At 60.0% G+C, this 23,863-nt stretch carries 28 protein-coding genes; 19 read left to right on the top strand and 9 right to left on the bottom strand.

What is annotated here, in order from left to right; translation table 11 throughout:
• Positions 1-181 precede the first annotated feature (181 nt).
• Positions 182-712: a prolyl-tRNA synthetase associated domain-containing protein gene (locus GS612_RS18450; RefSeq protein ID WP_171642296.1), complete on the top strand. Its 531-nt coding sequence runs from the start codon at positions 182-184 to the stop codon at positions 710-712.
• Here GS612_RS18450 and GS612_RS18445 read toward each other — a convergent pair whose 3' ends face one another.
• Together GS612_RS18445 and GS612_RS18440 are read right to left on the bottom strand one after the other, a co-directional pair.
• Complete coding sequence (locus tag GS612_RS18445) at positions 713-1,450, bottom strand: aspartate/glutamate racemase family protein (protein ID WP_171642294.1); 738 nt, start codon at positions 1,448-1,450, stop codon at positions 713-715. It lies immediately after the preceding gene.
• Positions 1,451-1,520: 70 nt separating this feature from the next.
• A complete protein-coding gene (locus GS612_RS18440; protein ID WP_171205723.1) occupies positions 1,521-2,102 on the bottom strand; it encodes an FMN-dependent NADH-azoreductase in 582 nt (193 codons plus the stop codon).
• Positions 2,103-2,222: 120 nt separating this feature from the next.
• On the opposite strand from GS612_RS18440, the gene GS612_RS18435 reads away from it, so the two are divergent.
• The 3 genes from GS612_RS18435 to GS612_RS18425 all read left to right on the top strand — a co-directional run bounded on the left by GS612_RS18435 (position 2,223) and on the right by GS612_RS18425 (position 4,552).
• Positions 2,223-3,101: a LysR family transcriptional regulator gene (locus tag GS612_RS18435; protein WP_171642292.1), complete on the top strand. Its 879-nt coding sequence runs from the start codon at positions 2,223-2,225 to the stop codon at positions 3,099-3,101.
• Positions 3,098-4,012, top strand: a complete 915-nt coding sequence (locus GS612_RS18430) for a DMT family transporter (protein WP_171642290.1) — start codon at positions 3,098-3,100, stop codon at positions 4,010-4,012. Before GS612_RS18435 ends, GS612_RS18430 begins: the two co-directional genes overlap by 4 nt.
• Before the next feature lie 126 nt (positions 4,013-4,138).
• Positions 4,139-4,552: a universal stress protein gene (locus GS612_RS18425; RefSeq protein WP_171642289.1), complete on the top strand. Its 414-nt coding sequence runs from the start codon at positions 4,139-4,141 to the stop codon at positions 4,550-4,552.
• On the opposite strand, the gene GS612_RS18420 is transcribed toward GS612_RS18425, so the two are convergent.
• Positions 4,549-4,884: a metalloregulator ArsR/SmtB family transcription factor gene (locus GS612_RS18420; RefSeq protein ID WP_170344797.1), complete on the bottom strand. Its 336-nt coding sequence runs from the start codon at positions 4,882-4,884 to the stop codon at positions 4,549-4,551. The two genes, GS612_RS18425 and GS612_RS18420, sit on opposite strands and share 4 nt — an antisense overlap.
• A gap of 231 nt (positions 4,885-5,115) precedes the next feature.
• Between GS612_RS18420 and GS612_RS18415 the strand changes: the two genes are divergently transcribed.
• The 6 genes from GS612_RS18415 (at position 5,116) to GS612_RS18390 (ending at position 8,721) form a co-directional block, all read left to right on the top strand.
• Complete coding sequence (locus tag GS612_RS18415) at positions 5,116-5,448, top strand: AtpZ/AtpI family protein (protein WP_171642287.1); 333 nt, start codon at positions 5,116-5,118, stop codon at positions 5,446-5,448.
• A 2-nt stretch (positions 5,449-5,450) separates the two neighbouring features.
• Positions 5,451-6,209: a F0F1 ATP synthase subunit A gene (locus GS612_RS18410; RefSeq protein WP_171642285.1), complete on the top strand. Its 759-nt coding sequence runs from the start codon at positions 5,451-5,453 to the stop codon at positions 6,207-6,209.
• Between the two features lie 48 nt (positions 6,210-6,257).
• Positions 6,258-6,482, top strand: a complete 225-nt coding sequence (locus GS612_RS18405; protein ID WP_005981269.1) for a F0F1 ATP synthase subunit C — start codon at positions 6,258-6,260, stop codon at positions 6,480-6,482.
• 86 nt (positions 6,483-6,568) lie between these two features.
• Positions 6,569-7,120: a F0F1 ATP synthase subunit B' gene (locus GS612_RS18400; RefSeq protein ID WP_171642283.1), complete on the top strand. Its 552-nt coding sequence runs from the start codon at positions 6,569-6,571 to the stop codon at positions 7,118-7,120.
• 5 nt (positions 7,121-7,125) lie between these two features.
• Positions 7,126-7,686 carry a F0F1 ATP synthase subunit B gene (locus GS612_RS18395; RefSeq protein ID WP_170344804.1) on the top strand — a complete coding sequence of 187 codons (561 nt, stop codon included), beginning with the start codon at positions 7,126-7,128 and terminating at the stop codon, positions 7,684-7,686.
• Between the two features lie 201 nt (positions 7,687-7,887).
• Positions 7,888-8,721, top strand: a complete 834-nt coding sequence (locus tag GS612_RS18390; RefSeq protein ID WP_152457050.1) for a hypothetical protein — start codon at positions 7,888-7,890, stop codon at positions 8,719-8,721.
• A gap of 42 nt (positions 8,722-8,763) precedes the next feature.
• On the opposite strand, the gene GS612_RS18385 is transcribed toward GS612_RS18390, so the two are convergent.
• Positions 8,764-9,534: a FadR/GntR family transcriptional regulator gene (locus tag GS612_RS18385; protein WP_152457051.1), complete on the bottom strand. Its 771-nt coding sequence runs from the start codon at positions 9,532-9,534 to the stop codon at positions 8,764-8,766.
• Positions 9,535-9,684: 150 nt separating this feature from the next.
• On the opposite strand from GS612_RS18385, the gene GS612_RS18380 reads away from it, so the two are divergent.
• From GS612_RS18380 to GS612_RS18360, 5 genes are all read left to right on the top strand, one after another.
• Positions 9,685-10,878, top strand: coding sequence for a PLP-dependent aminotransferase family protein (locus tag GS612_RS18380; RefSeq protein ID WP_171642281.1), 1,194 nt, complete (start codon positions 9,685-9,687; stop codon positions 10,876-10,878).
• A gap of 44 nt (positions 10,879-10,922) precedes the next feature.
• On the top strand, positions 10,923-11,330 hold the full coding sequence (locus GS612_RS18375; RefSeq protein WP_171642279.1) for a hypothetical protein: 408 nt from the start codon (positions 10,923-10,925) through the stop codon (positions 11,328-11,330).
• 140 nt (positions 11,331-11,470) lie between these two features.
• Positions 11,471-14,926 carry a chromosome segregation SMC family protein gene (locus tag GS612_RS18370; RefSeq protein ID WP_171642277.1) on the top strand — a complete coding sequence of 1,152 codons (3,456 nt, stop codon included), beginning with the start codon at positions 11,471-11,473 and terminating at the stop codon, positions 14,924-14,926.
• A 53-nt stretch (positions 14,927-14,979) separates the two neighbouring features.
• Entirely contained in the window at positions 14,980-15,330 is a 351-nt protein-coding gene (locus tag GS612_RS18365) for a hypothetical protein (RefSeq protein WP_152457055.1), read from the top strand.
• A gap of 135 nt (positions 15,331-15,465) precedes the next feature.
• Complete coding sequence (locus GS612_RS18360) at positions 15,466-16,263, top strand: class II glutamine amidotransferase (RefSeq protein WP_171642275.1); 798 nt, start codon at positions 15,466-15,468, stop codon at positions 16,261-16,263.
• A 13-nt stretch (positions 16,264-16,276) separates the two neighbouring features.
• On the opposite strand, the gene GS612_RS18355 is transcribed toward GS612_RS18360, so the two are convergent.
• The 3 genes from GS612_RS18355 to cobD are packed head-to-tail and all read right to left on the bottom strand — an operon-like array spanning position 16,277 to position 19,335.
• On the bottom strand, positions 16,277-17,440 hold the full coding sequence (locus GS612_RS18355; RefSeq protein WP_171642273.1) for a lytic murein transglycosylase: 1,164 nt from the start codon (positions 17,438-17,440) through the stop codon (positions 16,277-16,279).
• A 12-nt stretch (positions 17,441-17,452) separates the two neighbouring features.
• Positions 17,453-18,373, bottom strand: a complete 921-nt coding sequence (cbiB, locus tag GS612_RS18350; RefSeq protein ID WP_171642271.1) for an adenosylcobinamide-phosphate synthase CbiB — start codon at positions 18,371-18,373, stop codon at positions 17,453-17,455.
• Positions 18,370-19,335 (bottom strand): threonine-phosphate decarboxylase CobD, encoded by a 966-nt coding sequence (cobD, locus tag GS612_RS18345; RefSeq protein WP_171642269.1) that lies wholly within the window; start codon positions 19,333-19,335, stop codon positions 18,370-18,372. The genes cbiB and cobD overlap by 4 nt, the downstream gene beginning before the upstream one ends.
• Before the next feature lie 185 nt (positions 19,336-19,520).
• Here cobD and GS612_RS18340 point away from each other — a divergent pair, with 185 nt between their 5' ends.
• Positions 19,521-19,883 (top strand): response regulator transcription factor, encoded by a 363-nt coding sequence (locus GS612_RS18340; RefSeq protein ID WP_171205733.1) that lies wholly within the window; start codon positions 19,521-19,523, stop codon positions 19,881-19,883.
• Here the strand turns inward: GS612_RS18340 and GS612_RS18335 are convergent.
• Complete coding sequence (locus GS612_RS18335; protein ID WP_171642267.1) at positions 19,865-20,854, bottom strand: glutathione S-transferase family protein; 990 nt, start codon at positions 20,852-20,854, stop codon at positions 19,865-19,867. The genes GS612_RS18340 and GS612_RS18335 overlap by 19 nt on opposite strands.
• Positions 20,855-21,067: 213 nt before the next feature.
• Here GS612_RS18335 and GS612_RS18330 point away from each other — a divergent pair, with 213 nt between their 5' ends.
• On the top strand, positions 21,068-21,421 hold the full coding sequence (locus GS612_RS18330) for a hypothetical protein (protein WP_170344817.1): 354 nt from the start codon (positions 21,068-21,070) through the stop codon (positions 21,419-21,421).
• Between the two features lie 165 nt (positions 21,422-21,586).
• On the opposite strand, the gene GS612_RS18325 is transcribed toward GS612_RS18330, so the two are convergent.
• Positions 21,587-22,759 carry a MalY/PatB family protein gene (locus tag GS612_RS18325; RefSeq protein WP_171120287.1) on the bottom strand — a complete coding sequence of 391 codons (1,173 nt, stop codon included), beginning with the start codon at positions 22,757-22,759 and terminating at the stop codon, positions 21,587-21,589.
• A 94-nt stretch (positions 22,760-22,853) separates the two neighbouring features.
• Here GS612_RS18325 and def (GS612_RS18320) point away from each other — a divergent pair, with 94 nt between their 5' ends.
• Both def (GS612_RS18320) and def (GS612_RS18315) read left to right on the top strand, forming a co-directional pair.
• A complete protein-coding gene (gene def / locus GS612_RS18320; protein WP_171120285.1) occupies positions 22,854-23,372 on the top strand; it encodes a peptide deformylase in 519 nt (172 codons plus the stop codon).
• Positions 23,369-23,863: a peptide deformylase gene (gene def / locus GS612_RS18315; RefSeq protein WP_171120283.1), complete on the top strand. Its 495-nt coding sequence runs from the start codon at positions 23,369-23,371 to the stop codon at positions 23,861-23,863. The genes def (GS612_RS18320) and def (GS612_RS18315) overlap by 4 nt, the downstream gene beginning before the upstream one ends.

Here is a 23,863-nt window from a genome sequence, read left to right as displayed (position 1 = left end):
GTCCTTGATCTCGGGCAGTGTGGTTGGCGGGGTCAAGGCTAGGTTCGGCACGCCAGACGCTGACTGCGCCTGTGATGCGCGCGATCTGCATTCTGGGTGGTATCACCCGGGCAATTGTATCTCTCGCGCTTGAATTCCAAGTTTTGTTGCGCGATGAGCAATCCAAAAAAGCGAGGGCTTCATGGACGCTTCATCCACCTATCAGGACACTTTGCCGCTGAGTTCGGACGCATTGCTGACGCAGATGGAAGATTGGGGGCTGACCTATCGCCTGCATAACCATGTGCCATTGCGTACGGTCGAGGATGCAAAGGCGGTCGAAGACCAGTTCATGACACCCGGAGAGAACGCGCTGCGGGTCAAGAACCTGTATCTGCGCGACAAGAAAAAGCGCAATTATCTGGTGACCTTGGAACAAAGCCGCGAGATTGATCTCAAAGCTTTGGGGGCCGAGTTGGGCATAGGCAACCTGTCCTTCGGCTCGGCGGATCGGCTGTTTCAGAATCTCGGCATACGCCCCGGCGCGGTCAGTCCGCTGGCGATGATCAACGGTGTTCAGAATGATGTCAGGTTCTTCATGGACGCGGCGGCACAGCAGGCCGAGGTGATTTACATGCACCCCCTTGTCAACGACCGCACCGTGGCTCTGACGCGGGCCGACATGATGGCCTTTTTCGATCGCATCGGCTGCGCGGTTACGTGGTTGCCCTGATTACGTCAGCGCCTCTTTCAATGCGGCGGCAACATGCGCGGCTGACGGGTTGACGAACAGATGCCCGTCAGCTTCGAACACCGGATCGTCCAGGTGGTTGGGAAAAGCCAGTGGAAGCTCGGTACAGGCCAGCAGGATGGCGGTTCCGGGGCTGGCGTGCTTGTCGCAAAACGCCAGCAGTCTGGCGCGGGCGATGTCAGACGCACCACCGTAGAAATCGCTGTCGATCATGGCCTGCATCTGGGAAATCTCGGGTTCGGGCAACCGTTCATTCGCGGCAATGCCTTCGGCGGCCAGTCGATCCGCATAGTTGGTGGCCTGCATCGTCACGGTTGTTCCCAGGACCAGAGCCCGTGATGCGCCGGTACCTGCCGTCGCCTCGGCGGTTGCGTCAAAGATGCTGAGGATCGGCATCGAGACACCCTGCCGTATCGCGTGAAGCCGCGCATGGGGGGTGTTGGACGCGATTATGCCAAAATCGCACCCGGCGCGTTCGAGAGTCAGCAGGGCGTCGCGGAACACCGCGTCAAAATCCGCCCAGCTTGCCTCATCACCGGCGACACCGCGCAGGGCGCGCGTTCTGGCCTGCGTAACGGATTCGATGGTCATTGGTGGGATCGGCAAAGGCGAACCATGGCCGCGTTCCGCGTGATAACGCCCGGCCCCTTCGGCAATCGCCCGGTAATAATCGGCGGTCGAGGCCCAGCCCACACCGCCCAGAATGCCGATTTTCTTCATGTGGCCCATCCAGTCTGCCTGTTTGCTCGCATGCAGACTGGACGTTTCCACGCTCGTTGGCCAGAGGCGATCAGGCAGCAAGCTCCGCAACCGCCTTGTGGGCACTTTCCAGAGCCGCATCCGGGTTCACGGCCATCTGATCCGCGGCGATGACGTCGACGTCATGAATGCCGATGAAGCCCAGAACGTGGCGCGCGTAATTGGTGGCGAAATCAGCTTCGGATCCGACAGGAACACCGCCCGATGCGATGGCCAGAATGGCACGTTTCCCTTCCAGCAGGCCTTTAGGCCCGTTTTCCGTGTAGGAAAAGGTCAGGCCCGCGCGCGCCACGAGGTCGACCCAGGCCTTGAATGCGGCAGGCACCGAAAAGTTGTAGATCGGCAGGCCGATGACGATGGTGTCGGCCTCTTGCAGTTCGGTAACCAGTTCGTCCGACAGGGCCAGCCGGTCGCGCTGTAGATCGTCGCGCTGCTCGGCGGGGGTGAAATTGGCGGCGATCCAGTCTTCTGTCAGCAGGGGCAGGGGGGTGGCCAGATCGCGGCGGATGATGCGGTCTGCGCCCAGTTGCTTGACCACACGGTCAGACAGATCGCGCGTGGTCGAGTTCACGCGGCGGGCGGATGAGTCGATGTGAAGGATCGTTTTGGTCATTGTTTTGGTCCTTTCGGTCAGGGGAATCTTGTCCTGCGCCCAATATGATTGTTGCGTTGATGAACAAAACTCGGATACATCAACAGTTATTGTTGGAAATTGCACAGTGACGACATTGCCATGGATAATTGGGATGAAGTGAGAACCGCCTATCAGGTGGCGCGCATGGGGACGGTCAGCGGCGCGGCAGAGGTTCTGGGTGTTCACCACGCCACCGTGATCCGCCACATAGATGCGATCGAGGCGCGATTGGGTGTCAAACTGTTCCAGCGCCATGCCCGCGGGTACACGCCGACCGAAGCAGGCGACGATCTGTTGCGCGTGGCACAGGCGACCGAAGATCAGTTCAACCAGCTTGTCGGCCGGATGAAGGGACGCGGAGACGATGTCTCGGGTGAATTGGTCGTGACATCCCTGGGGTCTCTTGCCCCGTTGGTGGTGCCGACGCTCACCGCGTTTCAAAAGATGCATCCGGACTTGATCGTGCGATACCTGACGGGCGACCGGCTGTTCCGGTTGGAATACGGTGAGGCGCATGTGGCGATCCGCGCCGGATCGGCCCCCGATCAACCCGACAATGTCGTCCAGCCTTTCCGACAAGAGGAAGTTGGTCTTTATGCCAGCGCCTCGTACATCGAACGGTTCGGCAAGCCGTCTGGAATCGAAGATTTTGCACGCCATCACTTCGTCAGTTCCGATGATGAGACCAGCCGCGCGCCGTTCACACGCTGGTTGCGCGCGACGGTACCCGCCGATCGCATCACCTTCCGCTGTACCAACAACTTCTGCATGCGCGAGGCCGTTCTGGCCGGTGCCGGCATCGGCTTCATGGCCCGTTGGGAGGCTGCCCGCCACGGTAATCTGTTCGAGGTGATTGATCCGCTGCCGGAATGGTTCGGCAATCTGTGGCTGGTGACCCACGTGGACTTGCACCGCACCACCAAGGTACAGGCGTTCCTGAGCTTTCTGAAAGAAGAAGCCAAAGGCTGGCAGCCATGAGCCCGCAGATGCGTGGCCATCTGGCCATGCTTGCCTTTTCAGCCCTTGTGGCAGGCAGCTTTTCGCTGGGGTCCATGATCGCCAACGAAATCGCGCCAGCCGCCCTGAATGCGGTTCGCTTTGCGATTGCGGCTGCCGTGATTGGTTTGGCCGCACTGGCGACAACCGGCCTGCCGCGCAGCGCCGCGCAGGCCCCTTGGCGCTATCTGGTGCTCGGGGCTTTGTTCGCCACCTATTTCGTCCTGATGTTCTATGGGTTGCAAACCGCCCCACCTGTCAGTGCGGCGGCGGTGTTCACCCTGACACCAGTTGTCTCTGCCATGGCGGGGTGGGTCTTGTTGCGCCAAATCACGACTCCGCGCATGGCGCTGGCCCTGACCATTGGCGCCATGGGGGCGCTTTGGGTGATTTTCCGGGCCGATTGGCAAATGTTCCGCGCCTTTGAAATCGGTGGCGGCGAAATCATCTATTTCTGGGGCTGCGTCGCCCATGCGATCTATACGCCCATGATACGCAAGCTGAACCGAGGAGAGCCCGCCGTGGTATTCACCTTCGGTACGCTGGTCGCCGGGTGTCTGTTGTTGGTCGTGTTCGGCTGGTCCGAGCTGATGGCAACCGATTGGGCCGGGCTTCCGGCTATTGTCTGGATCGGCCTGTTCTACATTTCGTTCTTTGCAACGGCAGCCAGCTTCGTGCTGGTGCAGTTTTCTTCCTTGCGGCTGCCGTCGGCCAAGGTCATGGCCTATACCTACCTGGTTCCCAGCTGGGTCATTCTGTGGGAGATTGCGCTGGGCAAAGGCGTGCCAACCGGTTTGATTCTGGGTGGTGTGGCGCTGACAATCATTGCCCTGCTGATGTTGTTGAAAGAGGAAGTCGCGCCCTCGGTGCCAGTGCGCCGCGCCATGGAATAAGCCACGTCTTCGCTGGAAAAACCCGGCAGATCCAATATGCATTCCAGCGGTGGAATTTGTTGAGCCAGATCAAGGCACCCCTGTGGGCCCTTCCATAACCTCTTTGGCAGGCAAATGGAGGAGATCATGTTCAAACATATCATGTTGCCGGTTGACCGGCATCTACCGCCCGAAGTTCGCAAAGCAGCCGATGTTGCCGGGCAGGTTGCAAAGTGGCAGGGCGCCAAAATCACTCTGATCAGCGTTACCGGGGCTCATATGGGTGAATCCTCGGAAACCGAGGCCGAGATCGACAAGGAGTTGGCGGAGTTCACCGAACAGTTGGCCGCAGAAAGTGGATCAAACGTTTCCATGCGCAAAATCCACTCGGTCGACGTTGCCGCAGAGGTTGACAGCGATCTGACCCGCGCTGCCGAGGAGATCGGCGCAGATCTGGTCATTGTCGGCACCCACGCGCCCCGGATCACCGACTATATTTTTTCCAGCCACGCCGGTTATCTGGCGAAACACGCCAGCATGTCAGTCTTTGTGGTGCGCTAGGCCTCGCCCGACTTTGGCAGTTCAGCTTCCAGAAACCGTTCGAACGCGTCCAGATTGACGGGCTCGAATTGTCCGAACCCCTGCATCCAGACCGAAGCGGCACGCAAGGCGTCGGGTTCCAGCTTGCACCATTTTACCCGCCCGCGTTTTTCCTGACTGATCAGACCGGCCTTGGTCAGTATGACCAGGTGTTTGGAGATCGCCGCCAACGACATCTCGAACGGTTCGGCCACATCCGTCACCGCCATGTCATCCTCCAGCAGCATCGCCAGAATGGCGCGGCGGGTGGGGTCGGCCAGGGCTGCAAAGACGGTGTCGAGATCGTTGGACATGCGTCCGCTCAACCATAGCTGCCGGGATTGGTCAACCATTTGGTTGAATATGCGGATTCTGGGCTTTGGCGGCACAACGGTGGCCCTCGAAACCAATGACACGCCCTGTGGCTTCTGAAAATCATAAAATTTTCAATGATTTAGACTGCGTCAATGAGGGCGTTCAAGGTCGTTGACTCTGCGCGCTTCGCGCCTTAGCACCATGCCCAAGATTGTACGAGGGAAACGCCCGTGACCGATGATGACCAAAAGCAGCGTATGGCGCAGCTTGAGGCCAAGATCGAAGCGGCGAAAAAGACCAAAGCGCCAAAACCTCGTGCGGACGCTGACGTGTCCGGGGGCGAGCTTGCCTGGAGGATGGTCATCGAAATGGTATCCGGTCTGGGGATCGGATTTGGCATCGGATACGGGCTGGACAGCCTGCTCGGGACGATCCCGATCTTTCTGGTGCTGTTTACATTGCTGGGCCTTGTCGCGGGCGTGAAGGTTATGCTCCGCAGCGCGAAAGAGGTTCAAGAGAAACAAACGGCGGCAACGGCTGCCGAGAAGGACGAGAGGGACTGAACGTGGCAACCGAGACCACCGCAGCAGAAGGCAGCAGCCTGGTATTCCACCCGATGGATCAGTTCATCGTCAAGCCGCTGTTCGGCGACGGTGCAGTAGGCATGTTCACGGTCACCAACGTGACCCTGTGGTTGTTCTTTGCGGTGCTGGCCATAATCGCTCTGCTGGTGCTGCCCACTTCGAAACGCGCCATCGTTCCGACCCGTATGCAGTCGGTGGCCGAGCTGGCCTATGGCTTCATCTACAAGATGCTGGAAGACATCTGCGGCAAGGAAGGCGTGAAATACTTCCCTTATGTCATGACCCTGTTCATGTTCATCGTCTGCGCAAACTTCCTGGGGCTGATCCCGACCTCGTTCACCACCACATCGCATTTTGCCGTGACCATCCCGCTGGCGCTGGCCGTGTTCCTGACCGTGACCGTGCTGGGTTTCGTGAAAAACGGCGCCGCATTCCTGGGTCTGTTCTGGGTCTCCAGCGCGCCTCTGGCGCTGCGCCCGATCCTGGCGATCATCGAGCTGATCTCGTACTTCGTGCGTCCGGTCAGCCACTCCATTCGTCTTGCCGGTAACGTCATGGCGGGCCACGCGGTTATCAAGGTTTTCGCAGGATTCGCCGCGGTTGCCGTGATCTCGCCCGTGTCGGTTCTGGCGATCACCGCTATGTATGGTCTTGAGGTCCTGGTGGCCTTCATTCAGGCCTACGTATTCACCATTCTGACCTGTGTTTATCTGAAAGATGCGCTGCATCCGTCGCACTAAGGTCCGAACACCCAACATCGAAACTTCCAATTCGTAAGGAGATACATCATGGAAGGCGATCTCGCACACATCGGCGCAGGCCTGGCAGCAATCGGTTCCGGCGCAGCCGCAATCGGGGTGGGCAACGTAGCAGGCAACTTCCTGGCCGGCGCCCTTCGCAACCCTTCGGCGGCTGCTTCGCAGACCGCAACCCTCTTCATCGGTATCGCGTTCGCAGAAGCCCTGGGGATCTTCGCATTCCTGGTCTCGCTGCTGCTGATGTTCGCCGTATAATCTGCGGAACCTGATCCTTACGCGCAGGTGGGTCCAAGCCATAGCGGCCCACCTGTTGTAAAGACAAGTTTCCGACGGAGGATATCATGGCGACTGAACCCCTTACAAAAGAGGTAGCTGGCTCGTGCGTCGACTCCTATGGCTCTGCCATCGGGATGCCACAGCTCTGCTTCGATTGGTTCCCCAACCAGATTTTCTGGCTGGTCATTACGCTGGTCGTCATCTTTCTGGTCCTGTCCCGCGTGGCCCTGCCGCGCATCGCGGCAATCCTGGCTGAACGTCAGGGGACCATTACAAATGACCTGGCTGCGGCCGAAGATCTGAAGGCCAAGGCGGTCGAGGCCGAAGAGGCCTATAACAAGGCGCTGGCCGATGCCCGTGCCGAAGCGCAGCATATCGCTGCCGAAGCTCGCGCAGAAATTCAGGCTGGACTGGATGACGCGATTGCCAAGGCGGATGCGGAAATCGCTGCCAAGGCGGCTGAATCGGAAAAGGCAATCGCCGAAATCCGTGCCGGTGCGCTGGAAAGCATTCAAGTGGTTGCCAAGGATACGGCGGCTGAACTGGTCACCGCACTGGGCGGCGAGGCAGATGCCAAAGTCATCGACAGTGCAGTAGACGCACAGACGAAAGGATAAGTGACATGCGGAACACTCTTGCCCTTATCCTGACCGTTGGAGCCGCCAGCCCCGCGCTGGCTGCAAGCGGCCCGTTCTTTTCGCTTGGCAATACCGACTTTGTCGTCCTTCTTGGCTTCATCGTCTTCATCGCGGTCCTGTTCTACTTCAAGGTCCCCGGTATGATCGGCGGTGCGCTGGACAACCGTGCCGAAGGCATCAAGTCCGAACTGGACGAAGCCCGTGCTCTGCATGAAGAAGCCCGCAGTTTGCTGGCCTCGTACGAGCGCAAGCAGCGTGAAGTTCAGGGGCAGGCCGATGCGATTGTCGCGGCAGCGAAGGAAGACGCGGCCTTGGCGGCAGAACAGGCGAAAGCTGACTTGGAAAAGTCGATCGAGCGTCGTCTGGCCGCAGCTCAGGACCAGATCGCTTCGGCCGAAGCGTCTGCACTGAAGGAAGTGCGTGATCAGGCCGTATCGGTTGCGGTTTCGGCGGCCAGCTCGGTTCTGGCAAAGCAAATGACCGCAGCGCAGGCCAACAAGCTGATCGATGCATCGATTGCGGACGTGGATGCCAAGCTGCACTGACGGGTGACCCCGACAGACACGTGATACAGACGACCCGAGAGCTTTTGGCTGTCGGGTCTTTTGTTTTTGTCGTGCTTCTGTTTCTGTTGTTTCAAACACTCCGAATCCTACGACCTGCCGGGGATCAGGTTGATAGGAGCGCCCTGATGGGGGCGTGAAAACAACAGGGAAAGACAGGCGGTGTCAGGCAACGCAGTTTCGATGAATATTGTCGGCGTCGTCCGAAATGGCGGGTCGGCGCTGATCGACACGATCAACAGGATCGAAAACCTGTCTGCGCAGTTGCACCGGTTCACCGTCACCATTGCCACGAACGACAACACGGACGGTACGGATCAGGTGTTGTCCGACTATGCGGGTCAAAGCCGGCATGTCGATATCCTGCGACTGGATGGTCTTGCGTCAGAATTGCCAAACCGGGTCGAGCGTATCACGGCGGCCAGAAATGCAGTTCTCAAAAAACTCGAGGATCAGGACACGGACCTGGAGTTGACGCTGGTGTTGGATCTGGATGGGCCGAATACCTGTCTGGATGCTCAGGCGGTTCTGACAGCAGCGCAGCGGGTCGCCCCGTTGTGGGAGGGTGTTTTCGCCAACCCCAAACCAGCATATGACGATATCTACGCTTTGCGTTGTTCGGGTTGGTGTGATGAAGACGTGTGGCAACGCATTCAAAGCACGCGCAGGCCGCTGTTCGGGCGTCGCAAGTGGCGCCGGTCTGTCATGAAGTCCGCTGTTTTTGACCGCCAGTTCCACATTCCTGCCGATACGCCCCTGATCCCGGTCGACAGCGCATTCGGCGGCGCCGGTTTGTATAAATCCCGCGCGTTGCGAGGGTTGCGCTATTCTTGCCGGGACGAAAAAGGCCAACAGGTGTGCGAACATGTAATGCTGCACAAACGTCTGAGAGATCGCGGCGCAAGGCTGTTCATCGACCCGGCGCTGACGACACTGGCCGCGGAGAACCGAATGGGAGAAGGCAGCGGCGCGCCGTTCCCCCGACATCTGCTGCCAGCCGCGTCAGGCGCTGCCTAGTCCCGGCCTTGCCCTGCCAAGTCTGCAAAATCCGGACCGCGCTCAGCCCCGCCCGGTTTCGTGTTGCAGCCTTTGTTGCGCAATAGCTTCGTTCCGATCGGCCTTTTGCTGGTCCGCCATGCAGCGTTCCACAAAATCCAAATGGCGTTCGATTGCATTTCGGGCGGCCAAGGGATCACGCTCTTGCAGCGCCGCATTGATGGCGCGGTGCTGATCCAGGATGGCCTCGCGGGTGGCGCGCTGACGGAACATGGTCTGACGGTTGTAGAACACCCCCTGCACCAGAAGGTCATACATCGAGCGCATCATGTGCAGCATCACCACATTGTGGCTGGCTTCGATGATGGCCATGTGGAACTCGGCGTCCAGCTGCGCCTCGTCATTCGCAGCGTTTCGGTTATGGGCCGCCTGCATCTTGTCAAAGATCGCCTGAACGACCTTCAGGTCGCTGTCTGACCCCAGGCGCGCGGCCCGTTCCGCCGCCAACCCTTCCATGTCACGGCGAAAGGACAGGTAATCGAATACGGCTTCTTCATGGCTGCCGAACAGACGGATCAGTGCCGGGGAAAAGGCAGAGCCCAGAACCTCGGCCACATAGATCCCGGATCCGGCCTTCGCGGTCAAAAGCCCCTGTTCCTGAAGGTCGGAAATCGCATCTCGCAGGGACGGGCGCGAAACGCCCATGCGCTCTGCCAACTCCCGCTCGGATGGCAGGCGCTCGCCGGGGCGTAGGATGCCTCGCAGGATCAAAAGCTCGATCTGGCGAACGACTGCGAGCGACAGCTTTTCCGTCTGAACTTTGTGAAATGGCATCTCATCTTCCGAAATTGGTCAATTCATTTGACCATGGACGCCGGTGCTGTTCAAGAATCCCCGGTCGCATCCATTGAATAATTAGGTCAGCAATATTGACTTTAATAGTGGAGAGCTTAGGCTGCACCGAATTGAGATCGGAGGAGCCTCATGTCCCAACACCCTTTGTTTGCCACCCGGGCCTCGCGAATGAAAGCGTCAGAGATTCGCGAATTGCTGAAGCTGCTTGACCAACCCGGCATCATTTCCTTTGCCGGTGGGATTCCTGATCCCGCACTGTTTCCCGCCGATGCGTTTGCACAGGCGTTTCAGCAGGCCCTGGGGCCGGATTTGCAAGCGCAGGCGCTGCAATATTCGGTCAGCGAAGGCTATGTCCCATTGCGGCAGTGGCTGGCGCAGCACATGCGCGAAATCGGAGTGGCCTGTGACATCGACAACATCCTGATCACCTCGGGGTCACAGCAGGCGCTGGACTATCTGGGCAAGCTGTTCCTGTCCCCCGGTGACACGGCCCTGGTCGGGTGGCCCACTTATCTGGGCGCGCTGGCTGCATTCAACGCCTACGAGCCGCGCTTTGACCGGCTCAATGGCAATCAGGGGGCCAAGGAATACAAGGCCGCAGCGGGCGAAGGGGCAGTTAAATTTGCCTATCTGTCGGCGGATTTTGCGAACCCGACAGGAGAAACCGTGGACTTGCAGGGCAGAGAGGCTTTGCTGGATCTGGCCGAGGAACTGGATTGCGCGTTGATAGAGGACGGAGCCTATCAGGCTCTGCGCTATGACGGGGATCCGATCCCCCCCATACTGTCATTGGAGCAGGCGCGCAAAGGGTCAATCGAGGACTGTCGGACGATCTATTGCGGCAGTTTCTCGAAAACGCTGTCGCCGGGTTTGCGCATGGGATGGGTCGTTGCGTCCAAGCCAGTCATTTCCCAGATGGTGCTGTTGAAACAGGCAGCCGACCTTCATTCCGCGACCATCAACCAGATGGCCGTGCATCAGGTGGCGCAGGCCTGTTTCGACACCCATATTCCGAAAGTACGAAACGTCTATCGCGCCCGTCGTGATGCGATGCTGAACGCGATGGAACAGCATATGCCTGACGGGGTGGATTGGACACGTCCCGAGGGGGGAATGTTCATCTGGGTCACGTTGCCCGAGGGGATGGTTGGCTCTGACCTGCTGGCGCGTGCGCTGGACACCGTCAAAGTAGCTTTTGTTCCGGGGCAGGCGTTTTTCCCGGATGGCAGCGGGGCAAAAACGATCCGTCTCAGTTTTTCGAATTCTGACGAGGCGACAATACGCGAAGGCATTCGCCGGCTGGGAGAGGTGCTGCGGGCCTGACGTCCGGAAAGGTTCTGTTAACCAAAATGCTGCAACTCTGCGGCATGATCCGGTTTCTCGCACCTCTGTTGCTGGCCGCCTGCGCCGCCGGTACTCCGCATTTCCGTGACGTTCCCGCCACGCGCGTGGCTGTGAATGGCAGTGTCTTCGATGTACGTGTGCGCGGCGACCTGGCCGAGGCTGTGCGGATCAACGCGCAATACGCCCCTCGGCTGGGCCCGGTCCGGGATCGCGCCGCTTTGGCGATGGCACAGGTTTCGGGATGTCCCATTCTGGACGTGCTGGGGGATGCAGCCGTGACCATTGGGGTTTTGGGGTGTGACCGCGATGCGGGTGAGCGGCTTTTGCTGACGGCCGTCTCGACCCCCAATTACGAATGCATCGACTTTGGTCTTTATGAAAACGTCGGTGGGGAAAACGGGTATCAGGTCTTTGAATGCACGCCGTATTGAGATGCGCGCGTTCTTGCGTATTTCGGCAAGATGTTGTGGATAACTTGGGGTGATATCCCATATCCTGCGCAACTCCGTTGACTCAGACCCCATCCCTTGCGCAGACTTCCAATGCACAGGAATCATGGGACACGCAGCCATTGCGTTTCAGCAAGCTCAAACTGACCGGCTTCAAAAGCTTTGTTGATCCGACCGATTTGATCATCGCGGACGGGTTGACCGGTGTGGTGGGCCCGAATGGTTGCGGCAAATCCAACCTTCTGGAAGCTTTGCGTTGGGTGATGGGCGAAAACCGCCCCAAATCCATGCGCGGTGGCGCGATGGAAGACGTGATCTTTGCCGGGGCCGCCACGCGACCCGCGCGCAATTTTGCCGAAGTTGTCCTGACCATGGACAACTCGGAACGTCTGGCGCCGTCGGGGTTCAACGACAGCGATCAACTGGAAATCGTTCGCCGCATCACCCGCGATGTGGGCAGCGCCTACAAGGCGAACGGCAAGGACGTTCGTGCGCGCGACGTGCAGATGCTGTTTGCCGATGCTTCGACCGGTGCGCATTCGCCCGCGTTGGTCGGACAGAACCGCATTGCCGAGTTGATCAACGCCAAGCCGCGTGCCCGTCGCCGCATTCTGGAAGAGGCCGCCGGGATCTCGGGCCTGTATCAGCGTCGCCATGAGGCCGAGCTCAAGCTGAAAGGCACCGAAGCCAACCTGACCCGCGTCGATGACGTGCTGGAGCAGTTGGGCGGACAACTGGCCCAGCTTGCGCGTCAGGCCCGTCAGGCGGCCCGCTATCGCGAAATTGGCGAACAGCTGCGTCAGGCCGAGGGGATGCTGCTTTATCGACGCTGGAAAGAGGCCGACATGGCCCGCCAGCAGGCCGAAGAAAAACTGCGTGAGCGGATCACCGAAGCCTCCCGTGCCGAGGCTGAAGCCCGCGCTGCTGCCGCAAAACGTGCCGAGATCGAGGAAACCCTGCCGCCGCTGCGCGAGGAGGAGGCCATCGCCGCCGCCGTGCTGCAACGCCAGCAGGTGCAGCGCGATCAATTGTCCGATCAGGAAACCCGCGCCCGTCAAACGATCGAGACGCTGACCAACCGAATCCAGCAGCTGTCCAACGATATCGAACGCGAAGCCGGATTGAACCGCGATGCGGGGCAAATGATTGAACGGCTGGAATGGGAAGCGCGCGAACTGGCCAAGGCGGCAGAAGGTCACGATGAGAAAGTGGCCGAAGCGGCGGAAATCGCCCGCGATGCAGCGTCGATCCTACAGGAGCGCGAAGACCACCTGTCGCAGCAAACCGAAGATATGGCCCGTCTTGTCGCCCGGCACCAGTCCGCCCAGCGTCTGGTCGAAGACAGTCGCAAGACACTGGCCCGATCCGAGAGTGAAGAGGAAGAAGCCCGGAAAGCCGTGGACGAGGCCAAGACGGCCCTGATCCGCGCCAGCGAGGCGTTTGAAGACGCCCAATCGGGCGAAGAAGAAGCCCGTGAAGCGGTGGAAGCCGCCGAAGAGGCGCTTGCCGCGGCGGATGAACTGCGCAACGAAACGCAAGCGCGCGAAGCCGAGGCCCGGGCAAGACGGTCCGAGGCAGAAGGCGAGCTGGGCGCGATCCGGGCCGAAACCACGGCGCTGGCCAAGCTGGTGGAGCGCGACACGGCGGAAGGCGGCCAGGTGCTGGACCTGCTGCGCGTCGAACCCGGTTATGAAAAGGCTTTGGGTGCTGCTCTGGCCGACGATCTTCGCGCGCCGCTGGTCGAGGGTGACGGGCCATCCGGCTGGGTGCAGGTGGCTGGATATGACAGCGACCAGCCATTGCCTGAAGGGGCCGAGCCTCTGGCGCTTCATGTATCGGGCCCCGATCGTCTCAGCCGACGCATTGCGCAAATCGGGTTGGTGGATGCGGATCAGGGCGCACGGTTGCAGGCATCGCTGAAACCCGGCCAGCGTCTGGTGTCCCGCTCGGGCGACCTTTGGCGCTGGGACGGGTTCCGTGCCTGGGCCGAAGACGCGCCAAGTGCTGCTGCTCTGCGGTTGGAGCAGCTCAACAGGCTGGAAGCACTGAAACAGGACCTTGCCCGTGCCGAAGCACAGGCTGACGGCGCCCGTGCCGCGCATGAGGCGCTGTCTCAGCAATTGGCGGACGTGACCGAGGCCGACCGGCGCGCGCGTGAGGCCCGCCGTGCTGCTGATCAGCGCATGGCCGAAACCGCGCGCGCACTATCGCGGGCCGAGGCCGACCGCAATCTGGCCCAGGGCAAGCTGGAAACTCTGACCCTCGCCGTTGACCGCCACAAGGACGACGCCATCGCCGCCCGCGCGCAACTGCGCGACGCCGAAGCGGCTTTGGCCGGTCTGGGTGATCTCGACAGTGCCCGCGCACAGGTCGAAGACATCAAGCAGACGGTCGAGGCGGCGCGGATCACCATGCTGACCCACCGTTCGACCCATGACGAGCTGCGCCGTGAGGGGGACGCTCGCACGCGTCGCAGCCAGGAGGTCGCGAAAGATCTCAGCGGGTGGCGCCACCGTTTGGAAACGGCTGAAAAGCGGATTTCCGAACTTGCCGAGCGCAAGGAAAGCTCGGAAGAAGAGCTGACGGAGGCCATGGCCGTGCCCGGCGAAATCGCCGAGGCGCGTGAGGAGCTGAACGAACAGATCGAAGCCGCCGAAGCACGGCGCGCCGAAGCCGCCGACAAATTGGCCGAAGCCGAGGCTATGCACCGTGAAATCGTTCTGGCCGAACGGGAGGCCGAGCGTCTGGCATCAGAAGCGCGCGAAAGCCGTGCCGCGGCCGAGGCGCGCTGTGACGCGGCCAAGGAAAGTGTTGTCGCGGCGGCCGAACGGATCGCCGAGGATCAGCAACTGACCCCGAACCAATTGCTGAACCAGTTGGACGTGAACCCCGACCAGATGCCAGCTGCGGACGTTCTGGAATCCGAAGTGAACCGCCACAAACGCCAACGCGACGCAATGGGGGCGGTGAACCTGCGCGCCGAAGAGGACAGCAAGGAGGTTCAAGAAGAGTTCGACACGCTCAGCGGTGAAAAAGCCGATCTGGAAGAGGCAATCAAGGCGCTACGCAGCGGCATCGCCAGCCTCAACCGGGAAGGGCGCGAGCGTCTGCTGACCGCGTTCGAACAGGTCAACTCGAACTTCGCCATGCTGTTCAAGCACCTCTTTGGCGGTGGCGAGGCCAATCTGGTCATGGTCGAAAGTGACGATCCGCTGGATGCGGGGCTCGAGATCATGTGCCAGCCGCCGGGCAAGAAACTGTCGACCCTCAGCCTGTTGTCCGGAGGGGAACAGACCCTGACCGCAACGGCGCTGATCTTTGGCGTCTTCCTCGCCAACCCCGCGCCGATCTGTGTGCTGGACGAGGTCGACGCGCCGCTGGATGACGCCAACGTCACCCGTTTCTGCGACCTGCTGGACGAGATGTGCCGCCAGACTGACACCCGTTTCCTGATCATCACCCACCACGCGGTGACCATGGCGCGCATGGATCGCCTGTTCGGTGTCACGATGCAGGAACAGGGCGTCAGCCAGCTGGTTTCGGTCGATCTGAAGAAGGCCGAACAGATGGTCGCCTGACCGCTCACTGGAAGTTTATGACGGTTGCGGCTTTATCGCGCTAACGTGAGCGCATGACGCGCTTTTTGATCCCCGCCCTCATCGCCGCCGGCCCTGTTTTTGCAGCCGACTGGCCTGTCAAAACCGGGGACACGCCCCTTACAGCCGCAGAGCTTGATGCTTTGGCGGGGCAGACGCTGACCTTTTACGACGACGGACAGGCCAAATTCTCGGCCGGGGGCGCCTATTCCTATACATATGCAAGCGGAGATTCTGCCTTTGGAACTTACGCGATTTCCGATGATGGCAGCGTGTGCATCGCGTACCGCAATGGGTTCAGCCGATGCGATTTGTATGTGCGCAACGGGGGCAGGTTGATCCTGATTGACGAAAAAGGCGATCGGTATCCGGTGCGTAGTAAGTGAAATTGATCTGAAATTTTTGCAATTTCCGTGCATTTGATAGGGAAAACCCGACAAATCGGATGGTGTATGGGAGAAAAACTGACAACCAAGGTGGTATCGTCCCGAAAATTTTCACTGACGGACGGAGACAGGCACATGTGCCGATTCTTGGCTTGGGTTGGGCAGCAGCGATATCTGGACGAACTGGTCCTCGAGCAAGAACAATCGCTTGTCATTCAAAGCCGAAATGCATTGATCGGAAAAACTCCGATAAACGCGGATGGGTTCGGTCTGGCATGGTATTCTGATCGTGACACGCCGTGTTTTTACAAGGACACCCATCCGGCGTGGTCCGATGCCAATCTGAAGCAATTGGCGCATCACACGAAATCCCGGCTGTTTCTGGCCCATGTACGGGCCTCGACGGGTACGGCGACCTCGCGCAACAACTGTCACCCCTTCGGCGTCGGCAGGTGGAGTTTCATGCATAACGGTCAGGCTGGGGGTCATGAACGAATCCGGCAAGAGCTTGATGCCATGATCCCGGCGCATCTGTACCTGCATCGTATGGGCGCAACCGAGAGCGAGGCGATCTTTCTCATCGCTCATGGCGAGGGGCTGGACACCGATCCTGTGGGTGCAATGGCCCGTGCGGTCGGTCGGGTCGAAGCCCTTTCCAGGCGCCGCGGAGCATCACCCTATCTTCGGTTTGCCGCCTGCTGGTCGGACGGCAAACGGGTTTTTGCAGCCCGATATGCCTCGGATCGGTTTGCGCCCAGCTTGCACTACAAGGCCTGCAAAGACGGTATCATCATTTCGTCCGAGCCATTGGATGCCATCAACGAGGGATGGCTCGAGATACAGCCCAACACGGCAATCGAAACCGAGGGTACCGCAGTGACGACGCGCACCTTTGCGCCTTGTGTTCCGCAGCAACGGGAATGGGTCGCGTAAGCGTGGTTGCTGCCTAAAGCCGGTTTAACAGATCCACTGTCGGCCATGCATCGGCCGGCAGGCCAAGCCGCTTCTGTTCCGCCTGCACGGCCGCCCGCGTGCCAGCGCCCAGGATCCCGTCGACCTTGCCAACGTCATACCCCTTGGCCTGAAGCTTACTTTGCAGCTGCTTCATCTGTGCACCGTTCAGACCCTGTGCGAGATTGCCGGCATCGTAGATCTGTGCCCCTTCCAGACGTGTCCCGAAATAGGCGGCGGTCAATACATAGACAAAGCTCTGGTTCCATTCGAAATAGACGTCGAAATTTGGATAGGCCAGAAAGGCCGGGCCCTTGTGCCCCTGGGGCAGGATCAGCGAGGCAGGCAGGTTTGCCAGCGACCCGCTGCGTGCCTGAACGCCCATGGCCTGCCAATCGGCCACCGACCGGGGCTTGCCGGGGCCGGACAGCGACCAGTCCATCTGCGCGGGCACCGTGACCTCTTGCAGCCACGGTTCGTCTGCGCGCCAGCCCAGATGCGAAAGCATCTTGGCGCCGGACATCAGCGCATCCGGGGCCGAGGTTTTCAGGCGGACACGCCCGTCGCCGTCACCATCGACACCGTTTTCCAGAATGTCCCGCGGCAGCATCTGGACCATACCGATTTCCCCGGCCCACGCGCCCGTTGTGCGGGCCGGGTCGAAATCACCATTCTGATAAAGTTCGATGGCCGCGAAGATTTGAGGGCGGAACAGGTCGGGGCGACGGCAGTCATGGGCCAAAGTCACCAGCGCATTGCGGGTGTTGAAGTCGCCCTGAATGGATCCGTAGTCGGTCTCGAACGCCCAGAAGGCCAGCAACACCCCGCGTGAGATGCCGTATTGCTTTTCGATCCGGTCAAACACCGCGTCATATTTGCGCGACATCGCCTGCCCGCGTTCGATCCGGTTTTGCGAAATCAGCCGTCGGGAAAACTCGATGAAGGGCTTCTGAAACACCCCCTGCGCCCGGTCGGCCTTGAGCACGGCGCCATCCTGCTGCACGCCTTTGAAAAACGCGTTCACGGTGGATTTGTCAAAGCCTTGCTGTACGGCCTCGGCCTTTAGCCCTTTGACAAAAGAATTGAAGCCACCGCCACATTGGGCCAGGGCAGGTTGGGCAAACAGGGCAGCGGCGATCAGGCCGAAAAGAAAACGCATGACAAGTGTCCGTCAGTAAATCAGGTCGATTCCAACCGACACCGACACGAGCCCAAGCGCAAGCCCCCAAACACGCCACAACATGCGACATGCGCGGAAAACGTCTGACGCCCCGATCTCGCGCGGGGCATCGCCATTGACCCATGCCAGATCCCGTACCTTACCGTCATAGCTGCGCGGTCCGGCCAGGGCGACGTTCAGCGCGCGGGCCATGGCGGCCTCGGGCCAGCCTGCATTGGGCGAGATATGACGGTGCGCGTCTGCCACGATTTCGCGCCAGCGCGACCACTGGCCCGACAGCGCCACGATCATCACGCAGGTCAGGCGGGCCGGGATCAGGTTCAGCAGGTCATCGAACCGGGCCGAGGCCCAGCCAAACGCGCGGTACTTTTCATTGCGATACCCGATCATGCTGTCGGCGGTATTTACCGCCTTGTAGACCAGCAGCCCCGGCAACCCCGCGACCAGAAACCAGAACGCAGGCGCGATGACACCGTCGCTGAGGTTCTCTGCGGCGCTTTCGATGGCCGAGCGTGCCACCTGCGCCTCGGTCATGTCCCGTGTATCGCGCGAGACGATCATGGCCACTTGTGCCCGTCCCTCTGCCAGTGAGGCCATCAGCCCTTCGCCCACGGCGCGAACATGGGCGACCAACGATTGTTGCGCCAGCAGGATCGCGCAGACCAGGATTTCGACAACTGGCCCCAGCAGGGACAAAGCCCACCCAAGCCCCCATGCGCCGCAAACCAGCAGGACAAGCACACCCACCCCTTTTGCCCGTCGTGCGGCCCCGTGATTCAGACGTTTATCCAGCCAGCCAATCAGGTTTCCGATCATTACCGCCGGATGCTTGATACGCGACCAGAGCCAGTCGGGCTCTCCCAGCGCTGCGTCCAGACACATGGCACAGACCAGCATCAGGCCAAGGCTCACAGCGCGGCCTCCAGCCGGTTCCACCCGTTCGCAGGTGGCAACCCAAGGCGCAGATAGGTGTCGGAATAGGGGAAGATGCGGCTCCAGATATGGTTCTGTGCCAGCTGTTCCTGCCAGCGGGAGGCATCATCGACCTTGTACAATCGGAACAGGCTTGTGCCGCCAGCGACCTTGGCCCCCCTGGCCGTCAACAGAACATCCAGCCGAGCGGCCTCGTCTGCCAGTCGCTTACGCGTGGCGCTTGCCCAATCCGTATCTGCAAGGGCCCGTGTGCCGATCCGCAAGGCAGGGCCTGATACAGACCAAGGGCCAGTCAGATCGTTCAACCGGCTGATCATATCCGGTCGTCCGATGGCGAACCCCAGTCTTACCCCGGCCAGCCCCCAGAATTTGCCAAAACTCTTCAGCACGATCACGCCGGGGCGGTCTGCCAGGTGGATCAAGGACTGGTCCGGCATGACGTCGCAAAAGCTTTCGTCAATCACGGTAAGTGGTGCCGATACGTCGCCTTCCTGCCAGATACGCCCGTCCGGGTTGTTCGGATGGACGATGACGCGGGCGTCACACGGACCGTCTTGCCGTACCTTCCATCCCTGCGCCGAAAAGGCGGCGGCGTGTTCGTTATAGGTGGGCGGCGTGATCTGTACCGTACCCGCCGCGGTTAGCGCGGGAAGGCGCGCGATGATCGCCGACGCTCCGGGCGCGGGCAGGATCGCTGCACGCTGCGGCACGTTCCAGAACCCGCGCGCGGCACCGCTGAGCCGTTCAAACGCCCCGTGATCCGGCAATTCAGCCCAATCCCCGGCCGTCAGGCCGGACACGGGGTAGGCATGAGGATTGATGCCGGTGGACAGATCGATCCAGTCGGTGCGTTGTCCACCATATTGTGCAATCGCCCTGTCCAGCCCACCGCCGTGGTCGCGAACCGTGCGTGGATCCAAGTCTTGATCCGGTGTGTTCATCTGCTCTCTCTGCGAGAAAATACCGCTTTTGGCCTGCTTCAAGCGGATTTTCGCCTCTAATACAAGCAAATCCGCCTGTTCACGGACCTGTAGGGCCGCTGTTAACACTTTGTTAAGGAAATAACGAGATCACGGACCACGGGGGTCGGCACCACTCACCATATCAAGTGCCGAGGTTGTTGCAAATGAAAGTTCTGATTGTTGAGAGTAATCCCGACCTTGGTCGGGTATGGAAAAGGCATCTGGAACGGCAGGGCGCCGACGTCACGCTGGTCGAGACGCAGGAAGCCGCCATTCTGGCGCTGTACGGCACGGATTTCGAAATCATCGTGCTGGATCTGGTTCTGGAAACCGGAAGTGCTCTGGCCGTGGCCGATTTTGCCAGCTATCGCCGCCCCCAGGCGCGGGTGATCTTTGTCACCAACACCACCTTCTTTTCGGATGGATCGATATTTGCCCACAGTCCGAATGCCTGTGCTTATGTGCAAAGCGAAACGCCGCCAGAGGATCTGGCGGCGATGGTCGAGCATTACGCAGCGGGGCGCTGATCGCGGCGGTGCGGTTCTGCATAATCCAGCACCGGGTTCACCGGAATGATCCGGTATGGATTGATGCTGTCATGGCTGTAGTGATAGTGGCGCACGATATGTGTCATGTTCACGGTGGGGGCCACGCCGGGCCACTGGTACAGTTCACGCGTATAGGACCATAGGTTCGGGTAATCGATCAGTCGCCGCTTGTTGCATTTGAAGTGCAGGTGATAGACCGGATCAAAGCGGATCAGCGTCGTAAACAGCCGCCAGTCAGCCTCGGTGATCCGACCCCCCATCAGGTAACGGTTCCGGGTCAGACGATCTTCCAGCCAGTCCAGCGTGTCGAACAACGGGCCCACGGCGGCGTCGTAGGCCGCTTGCGAGGTGGCAAAGCCGGACTTGTAGACGCCGTTGTTGACGTCTGAATAGATGCGCGCGTTGACCTCTTCGATTTCATCGCGCATCGCTTCGGGCCAGTAATCATCGGTATTGCCGGTGATCCCGTCGAAGGCCGAATTGAACATGCGGATGATTTCCGAGCTTTCGTTCGACACGATGGTTTCCTGCCGCTTGTCCCACAGGATCGGCACGGTCACGCGGCCTGAATAGGCTGGATCGGCTTTGGTATAGATCTGGTGCGCAAAGCTCAGCCCATAGAGATCGTCGCCCGTCGCGCCATGGCCGTCTGTCTCAAAGGTCCAACCCTGGTCCAGCATGTCCGGATGCACGACCGAGACTGAGATCAGATCGCTCAGCCCTTTCAACTCGCGAAAAATCAGCGTGCGATGGGCCCAGGGGCAGGCATAGCTGACGTACAGGTGATAGCGCCCGGGTTCTGCTTTGAACCCGCCTTTGCCTGATGGTCCCGCCTCGCCGTCAGCTGTCAACCAATTGCGAAACTGCGCGGCGCTGCGCTTGAATGCACCGCCCGTGGATTCGGTATCATACCAGGTATCTTGCCATTTTCCGTCGACCAGCAGGCCCATGTCTTTTCCTCCGCATGTGCGTTTCGAAAAACATAGGGCCAGGGCTTGCATCTTCCTATGCGAGCGCCCGCGCAAATGCTCTGCATCCGTGCACAGTCGAGTTCGGGATTTCTGTGCAACAAACCTCGGCTGGATCGTGTTTCTGTAACGTGGTTCATTGGATTTTTACAACTTATCCCGCACAATAGAAGTCATTCACGGGGGAACGGATTAATGAGTACCTATGTTTCAAAGGAAATACGCGCCGAGTTGGACGCGGCCCGAATCGCCACATTGAAAAAAGCCAGCCGTTTACGGGTGGAGATGGGCGACAATACCTACAAAATACTCAAATTGTGGAAAGACGGTTTTACGGTTGAGGCGGAAACCACGCCGCGCCTGCGCGGGCTTGTTGATATCTTTGACGGGGCCAACCACCTCTATCAATGCCTCATCGTCGCGGATGAGGATGAAGGCGGCGAGATGCGGTATGAGTTCAAACGCAGCACGGCCGCCCATGACAGCGCGCCGCTTGACTTTTACCGCGCGCCCGATGCGCCGATCGCCCTTCTGGGGCATGACGACTAGGGGCGAATTTCAACCGGTATTTCGATTTGGCCGAGGGTTTGGTCGATGCCAAAGGCCAGCGGTGCCAGCCTAAAGACAGGCACGCGCGGCCCAAAGCGGCCTCAACCAAGGCAACCGGCACCTGTGGAAACAGGGCAGGGTTTGCAAGCCCCGGCCGGCACGAACTTATTGCAGATCCCCGAAGGCTCGTTTCAGCCGCAGGCAAGCATCCTCGACCCGTGCCCGTTGCGTGGCGAGGTTGAACCGTTCAAACGTTTCCCCTCCAGTGCCAAAGCCCGGGCCTGACGATGTCGCGATCCGCGCGTCCTCGCGCAACCGGCGGACAAATTCAGCGTGATCCATGCCGGTGCCCGAGAAATCGACCCAGGCCAGATAAGTCGCCTGCAAGGGCATCGACCAGAGCCCCGGAATCTCGGTGATGGTCTGATCGAACAGACGCCGGTTTCCCTCCAGATGCGCGATCTGAGCATCTACCCATTCGGCCCCTTCGGGGCTGTACGCGGCGGTGATCATCGCCACGCCCAACGCGCCGGGATCGTAATCCAATGTTTGCAGCCGTTGCTTCATGGCTGCGCGCAGTTTGGGATCGGGAATGATCATGTTGCCGGTCCGCTGCCCGGCGATGTTGAAGGTCTTAGACGCCGCAGTCAGCGTCACGGTCCACGGACGTGCATCCGGGGCCGCCACGTCCATCGGTACAAATTTGGCGCCGGGATAGACCAGATCGTGGTGAATCTCGTCCGATACCAGTATTAAACCGTTCCGTTCGGCAAACGCAGCCACGGCCTGCAACTCGTCGGGCGTCCAGACACGACCCGACGGGTTTTGCGGCGAACACCACAGTAGCATCTTCTCGGACCCGTCCAACCGGGACTGGGCGTCGTCCAGATCCAGGCCGTAACTTTCCCCGTCCCGAACCAAAGGGCATTCCACGACCCGGCGGCCCGATTTGTTCACCTTGTGGGCAAACTCATGGTAAACGGGGGTGAAGATCACGATGCCATCACCGGGATCGGTCCAGACATCCAGCGACAGGGCGATTGCATTGCCCAAGCCCTGGGTCGTCAGAATCCAATCCGTGTCGATTTCCCAATCATGGCGGGTTTTCATCCACCATTGAACCGAGGCCAGATAGTCCGGGTGCATCCATGAATAGCCGAACACGCCGTGATCTGCGGCCTTGCGCACGGCCTCGATCACGCAGGGTGCCGTCTGGTAATCGGAATCGGCCGTCCACATGGCCAGACCGTCCTCGGGCGAGACGCCATACAGCATCTCCATCTTGTCCCATTTTGAACTGTTGGTGCCCCGGCGGTCGATCAGGTCGTTGAAAGTCATGTCTGCTCCATTTTCTCGACCGAAAGCTAACCGCAAATCGGGCAGGTGCAAGGGGGGCGTTGCGGCGCGGGGCGGGATGGCCTAAATCAGCCTCATGAAACGCACTATCCTGATCCATCCCGATCCCCGCCTGAAAAAGGTCTGCGCGCCCGTATCCGACCTGACGGACGAGCTGCGCACGCTGGCTGACGACATGCTGGAAACCATGTATGACGCGCCCGGGATTGGCCTTGCCGCGCCGCAGATCGGTGTGCTGGAACGGTTGATCGTGCTGGATTGCATCAAGGAAGAAGGCGAAACACCGCGCCCGCTGATCATGTTCAACCCTCAGGTCATCGCCTCTTCCGAGGAAACCAATGTATACGAGGAAGGATGCCTGTCGATCCCGGATCAATATGCCGAAGTGACCCGCCCCAAGGTGGTCGATGTCACCTGGATGGACGAGAAGGGAAACCTGCGACAGGAGACGTTCGACGGGCTTTGGGCCACTTGCGTGCAGCATGAAATCGACCATCTGAACGGCAAGCTGTTCATTGATTACCTAAAACCGCTGAAACGGCAGATGATTACCCGCAAGATGCAAAAGCTTAAACGTGAACGGGCGCGCGCATGACCGTCCGCACCTGTCTGCCCTGGCCTGACAAACGCTTGCGCACAAAGGCGGATGAGGTGACTGAAATCACCGATGACATTCGCCGGATTTGGCAGGACATGATCGACACGATGGAGGCCATGCCCGGTGTCGGTCTGGCCGCGCCGCAGATCGGAGTGATGTTGCGTCTGGCCGTGGTCGATGGGTCGGCCGAGCGGGGCAAGGCCGTGCGTCTGGCGAACCCGGAAATCCTGCACAGCTCGATCGAACTGCGTGAACATGAAGAGGCCAGTCCGAACCTGCCGGGCGTGTCGGCCAAGGTAAAACGCCCACGCGCGGTGACTGTCAAATTCCTGAACGAGCAGGGCGTGGTGGACCGTCGCGATTTTGTCGGCATCGAGGCCACCAGTGTCCAGCACCAGATCGACCATCTGAATGGCCGGATGTATTTTGACCGGCTCAGCAAGGTCAAACGCGACATGCTGCTGCGCAAAGCCAAGAAACAGGGGTAA

The organism is Ruegeria sp. HKCCD6157, from assembly GCF_013110685.1.
GTDB lineage: Bacteria > Pseudomonadota > Alphaproteobacteria > Rhodobacterales > Rhodobacteraceae > Ruegeria.
Note: the sequence above shows the minus strand (reverse complement) of the source record. Positions and strands in the feature narration are given on the sequence as shown.

Coding starts and splice junctions, on each gene's coding strand:
- GS612_RS18430 (WP_171642290.1), top strand. CDS start 3,098: ATGAGCCCGCAGATGCGTGGCCATCTGGCCATGCTTGCCTTTTCAGCC.
- GS612_RS18380 (WP_171642281.1), top strand. CDS start 9,685: ATGTCCCAACACCCTTTGTTTGCCACCCGGGCCTCGCGAATGAAAGCG.
- GS612_RS18335 (WP_171642267.1), bottom strand. CDS start 20,854: ATGGGCCTGCTGGTCGACGGAAAATGGCAAGATACCTGGTATGATACC.
- GS612_RS18440 (WP_171205723.1), bottom strand. CDS start 2,102: ATGACCAAAACGATCCTTCACATCGACTCATCCGCCCGCCGCGTGAAC.
- GS612_RS18445 (WP_171642294.1), bottom strand. CDS start 1,450: ATGAAGAAAATCGGCATTCTGGGCGGTGTGGGCTGGGCCTCGACCGCC.
- GS612_RS18400 (WP_171642283.1), top strand. CDS start 6,569: ATGGCGACTGAACCCCTTACAAAAGAGGTAGCTGGCTCGTGCGTCGAC.
- cobD (WP_171642269.1), bottom strand. CDS start 19,335: ATGAACACACCGGATCAAGACTTGGATCCACGCACGGTTCGCGACCAC.
- def (WP_171120285.1), top strand. CDS start 22,854: ATGAAACGCACTATCCTGATCCATCCCGATCCCCGCCTGAAAAAGGTC.
- GS612_RS18420 (WP_170344797.1), bottom strand. CDS start 4,884: ATGTCCAACGATCTCGACACCGTCTTTGCAGCCCTGGCCGACCCCACC.
- GS612_RS18435 (WP_171642292.1), top strand. CDS start 2,223: ATGGATAATTGGGATGAAGTGAGAACCGCCTATCAGGTGGCGCGCATG.
- GS612_RS18375 (WP_171642279.1), top strand. CDS start 10,923: ATGATCCGGTTTCTCGCACCTCTGTTGCTGGCCGCCTGCGCCGCCGGT.
- GS612_RS18405 (WP_005981269.1), top strand. CDS start 6,258: ATGGAAGGCGATCTCGCACACATCGGCGCAGGCCTGGCAGCAATCGGT.
- GS612_RS18395 (WP_170344804.1), top strand. CDS start 7,126: ATGCGGAACACTCTTGCCCTTATCCTGACCGTTGGAGCCGCCAGCCCC.
- GS612_RS18355 (WP_171642273.1), bottom strand. CDS start 17,440: ATGCGTTTTCTTTTCGGCCTGATCGCCGCTGCCCTGTTTGCCCAACCT.
- GS612_RS18365 (WP_152457055.1), top strand. CDS start 14,980: ATGACGCGCTTTTTGATCCCCGCCCTCATCGCCGCCGGCCCTGTTTTT.
- GS612_RS18390 (WP_152457050.1), top strand. CDS start 7,888: ATGAATATTGTCGGCGTCGTCCGAAATGGCGGGTCGGCGCTGATCGAC.
- GS612_RS18325 (WP_171120287.1), bottom strand. CDS start 22,759: ATGACTTTCAACGACCTGATCGACCGCCGGGGCACCAACAGTTCAAAA.
- GS612_RS18385 (WP_152457051.1), bottom strand. CDS start 9,534: ATGCCATTTCACAAAGTTCAGACGGAAAAGCTGTCGCTCGCAGTCGTT.
- GS612_RS18450 (WP_171642296.1), top strand. CDS start 182: ATGGACGCTTCATCCACCTATCAGGACACTTTGCCGCTGAGTTCGGAC.
- GS612_RS18330 (WP_170344817.1), top strand. CDS start 21,068: ATGAGTACCTATGTTTCAAAGGAAATACGCGCCGAGTTGGACGCGGCC.
- GS612_RS18360 (WP_171642275.1), top strand. CDS start 15,466: ATGTGCCGATTCTTGGCTTGGGTTGGGCAGCAGCGATATCTGGACGAA.
- GS612_RS18425 (WP_171642289.1), top strand. CDS start 4,139: ATGTTCAAACATATCATGTTGCCGGTTGACCGGCATCTACCGCCCGAA.
- GS612_RS18340 (WP_171205733.1), top strand. CDS start 19,521: ATGAAAGTTCTGATTGTTGAGAGTAATCCCGACCTTGGTCGGGTATGG.
- def (WP_171120283.1), top strand. CDS start 23,369: ATGACCGTCCGCACCTGTCTGCCCTGGCCTGACAAACGCTTGCGCACA.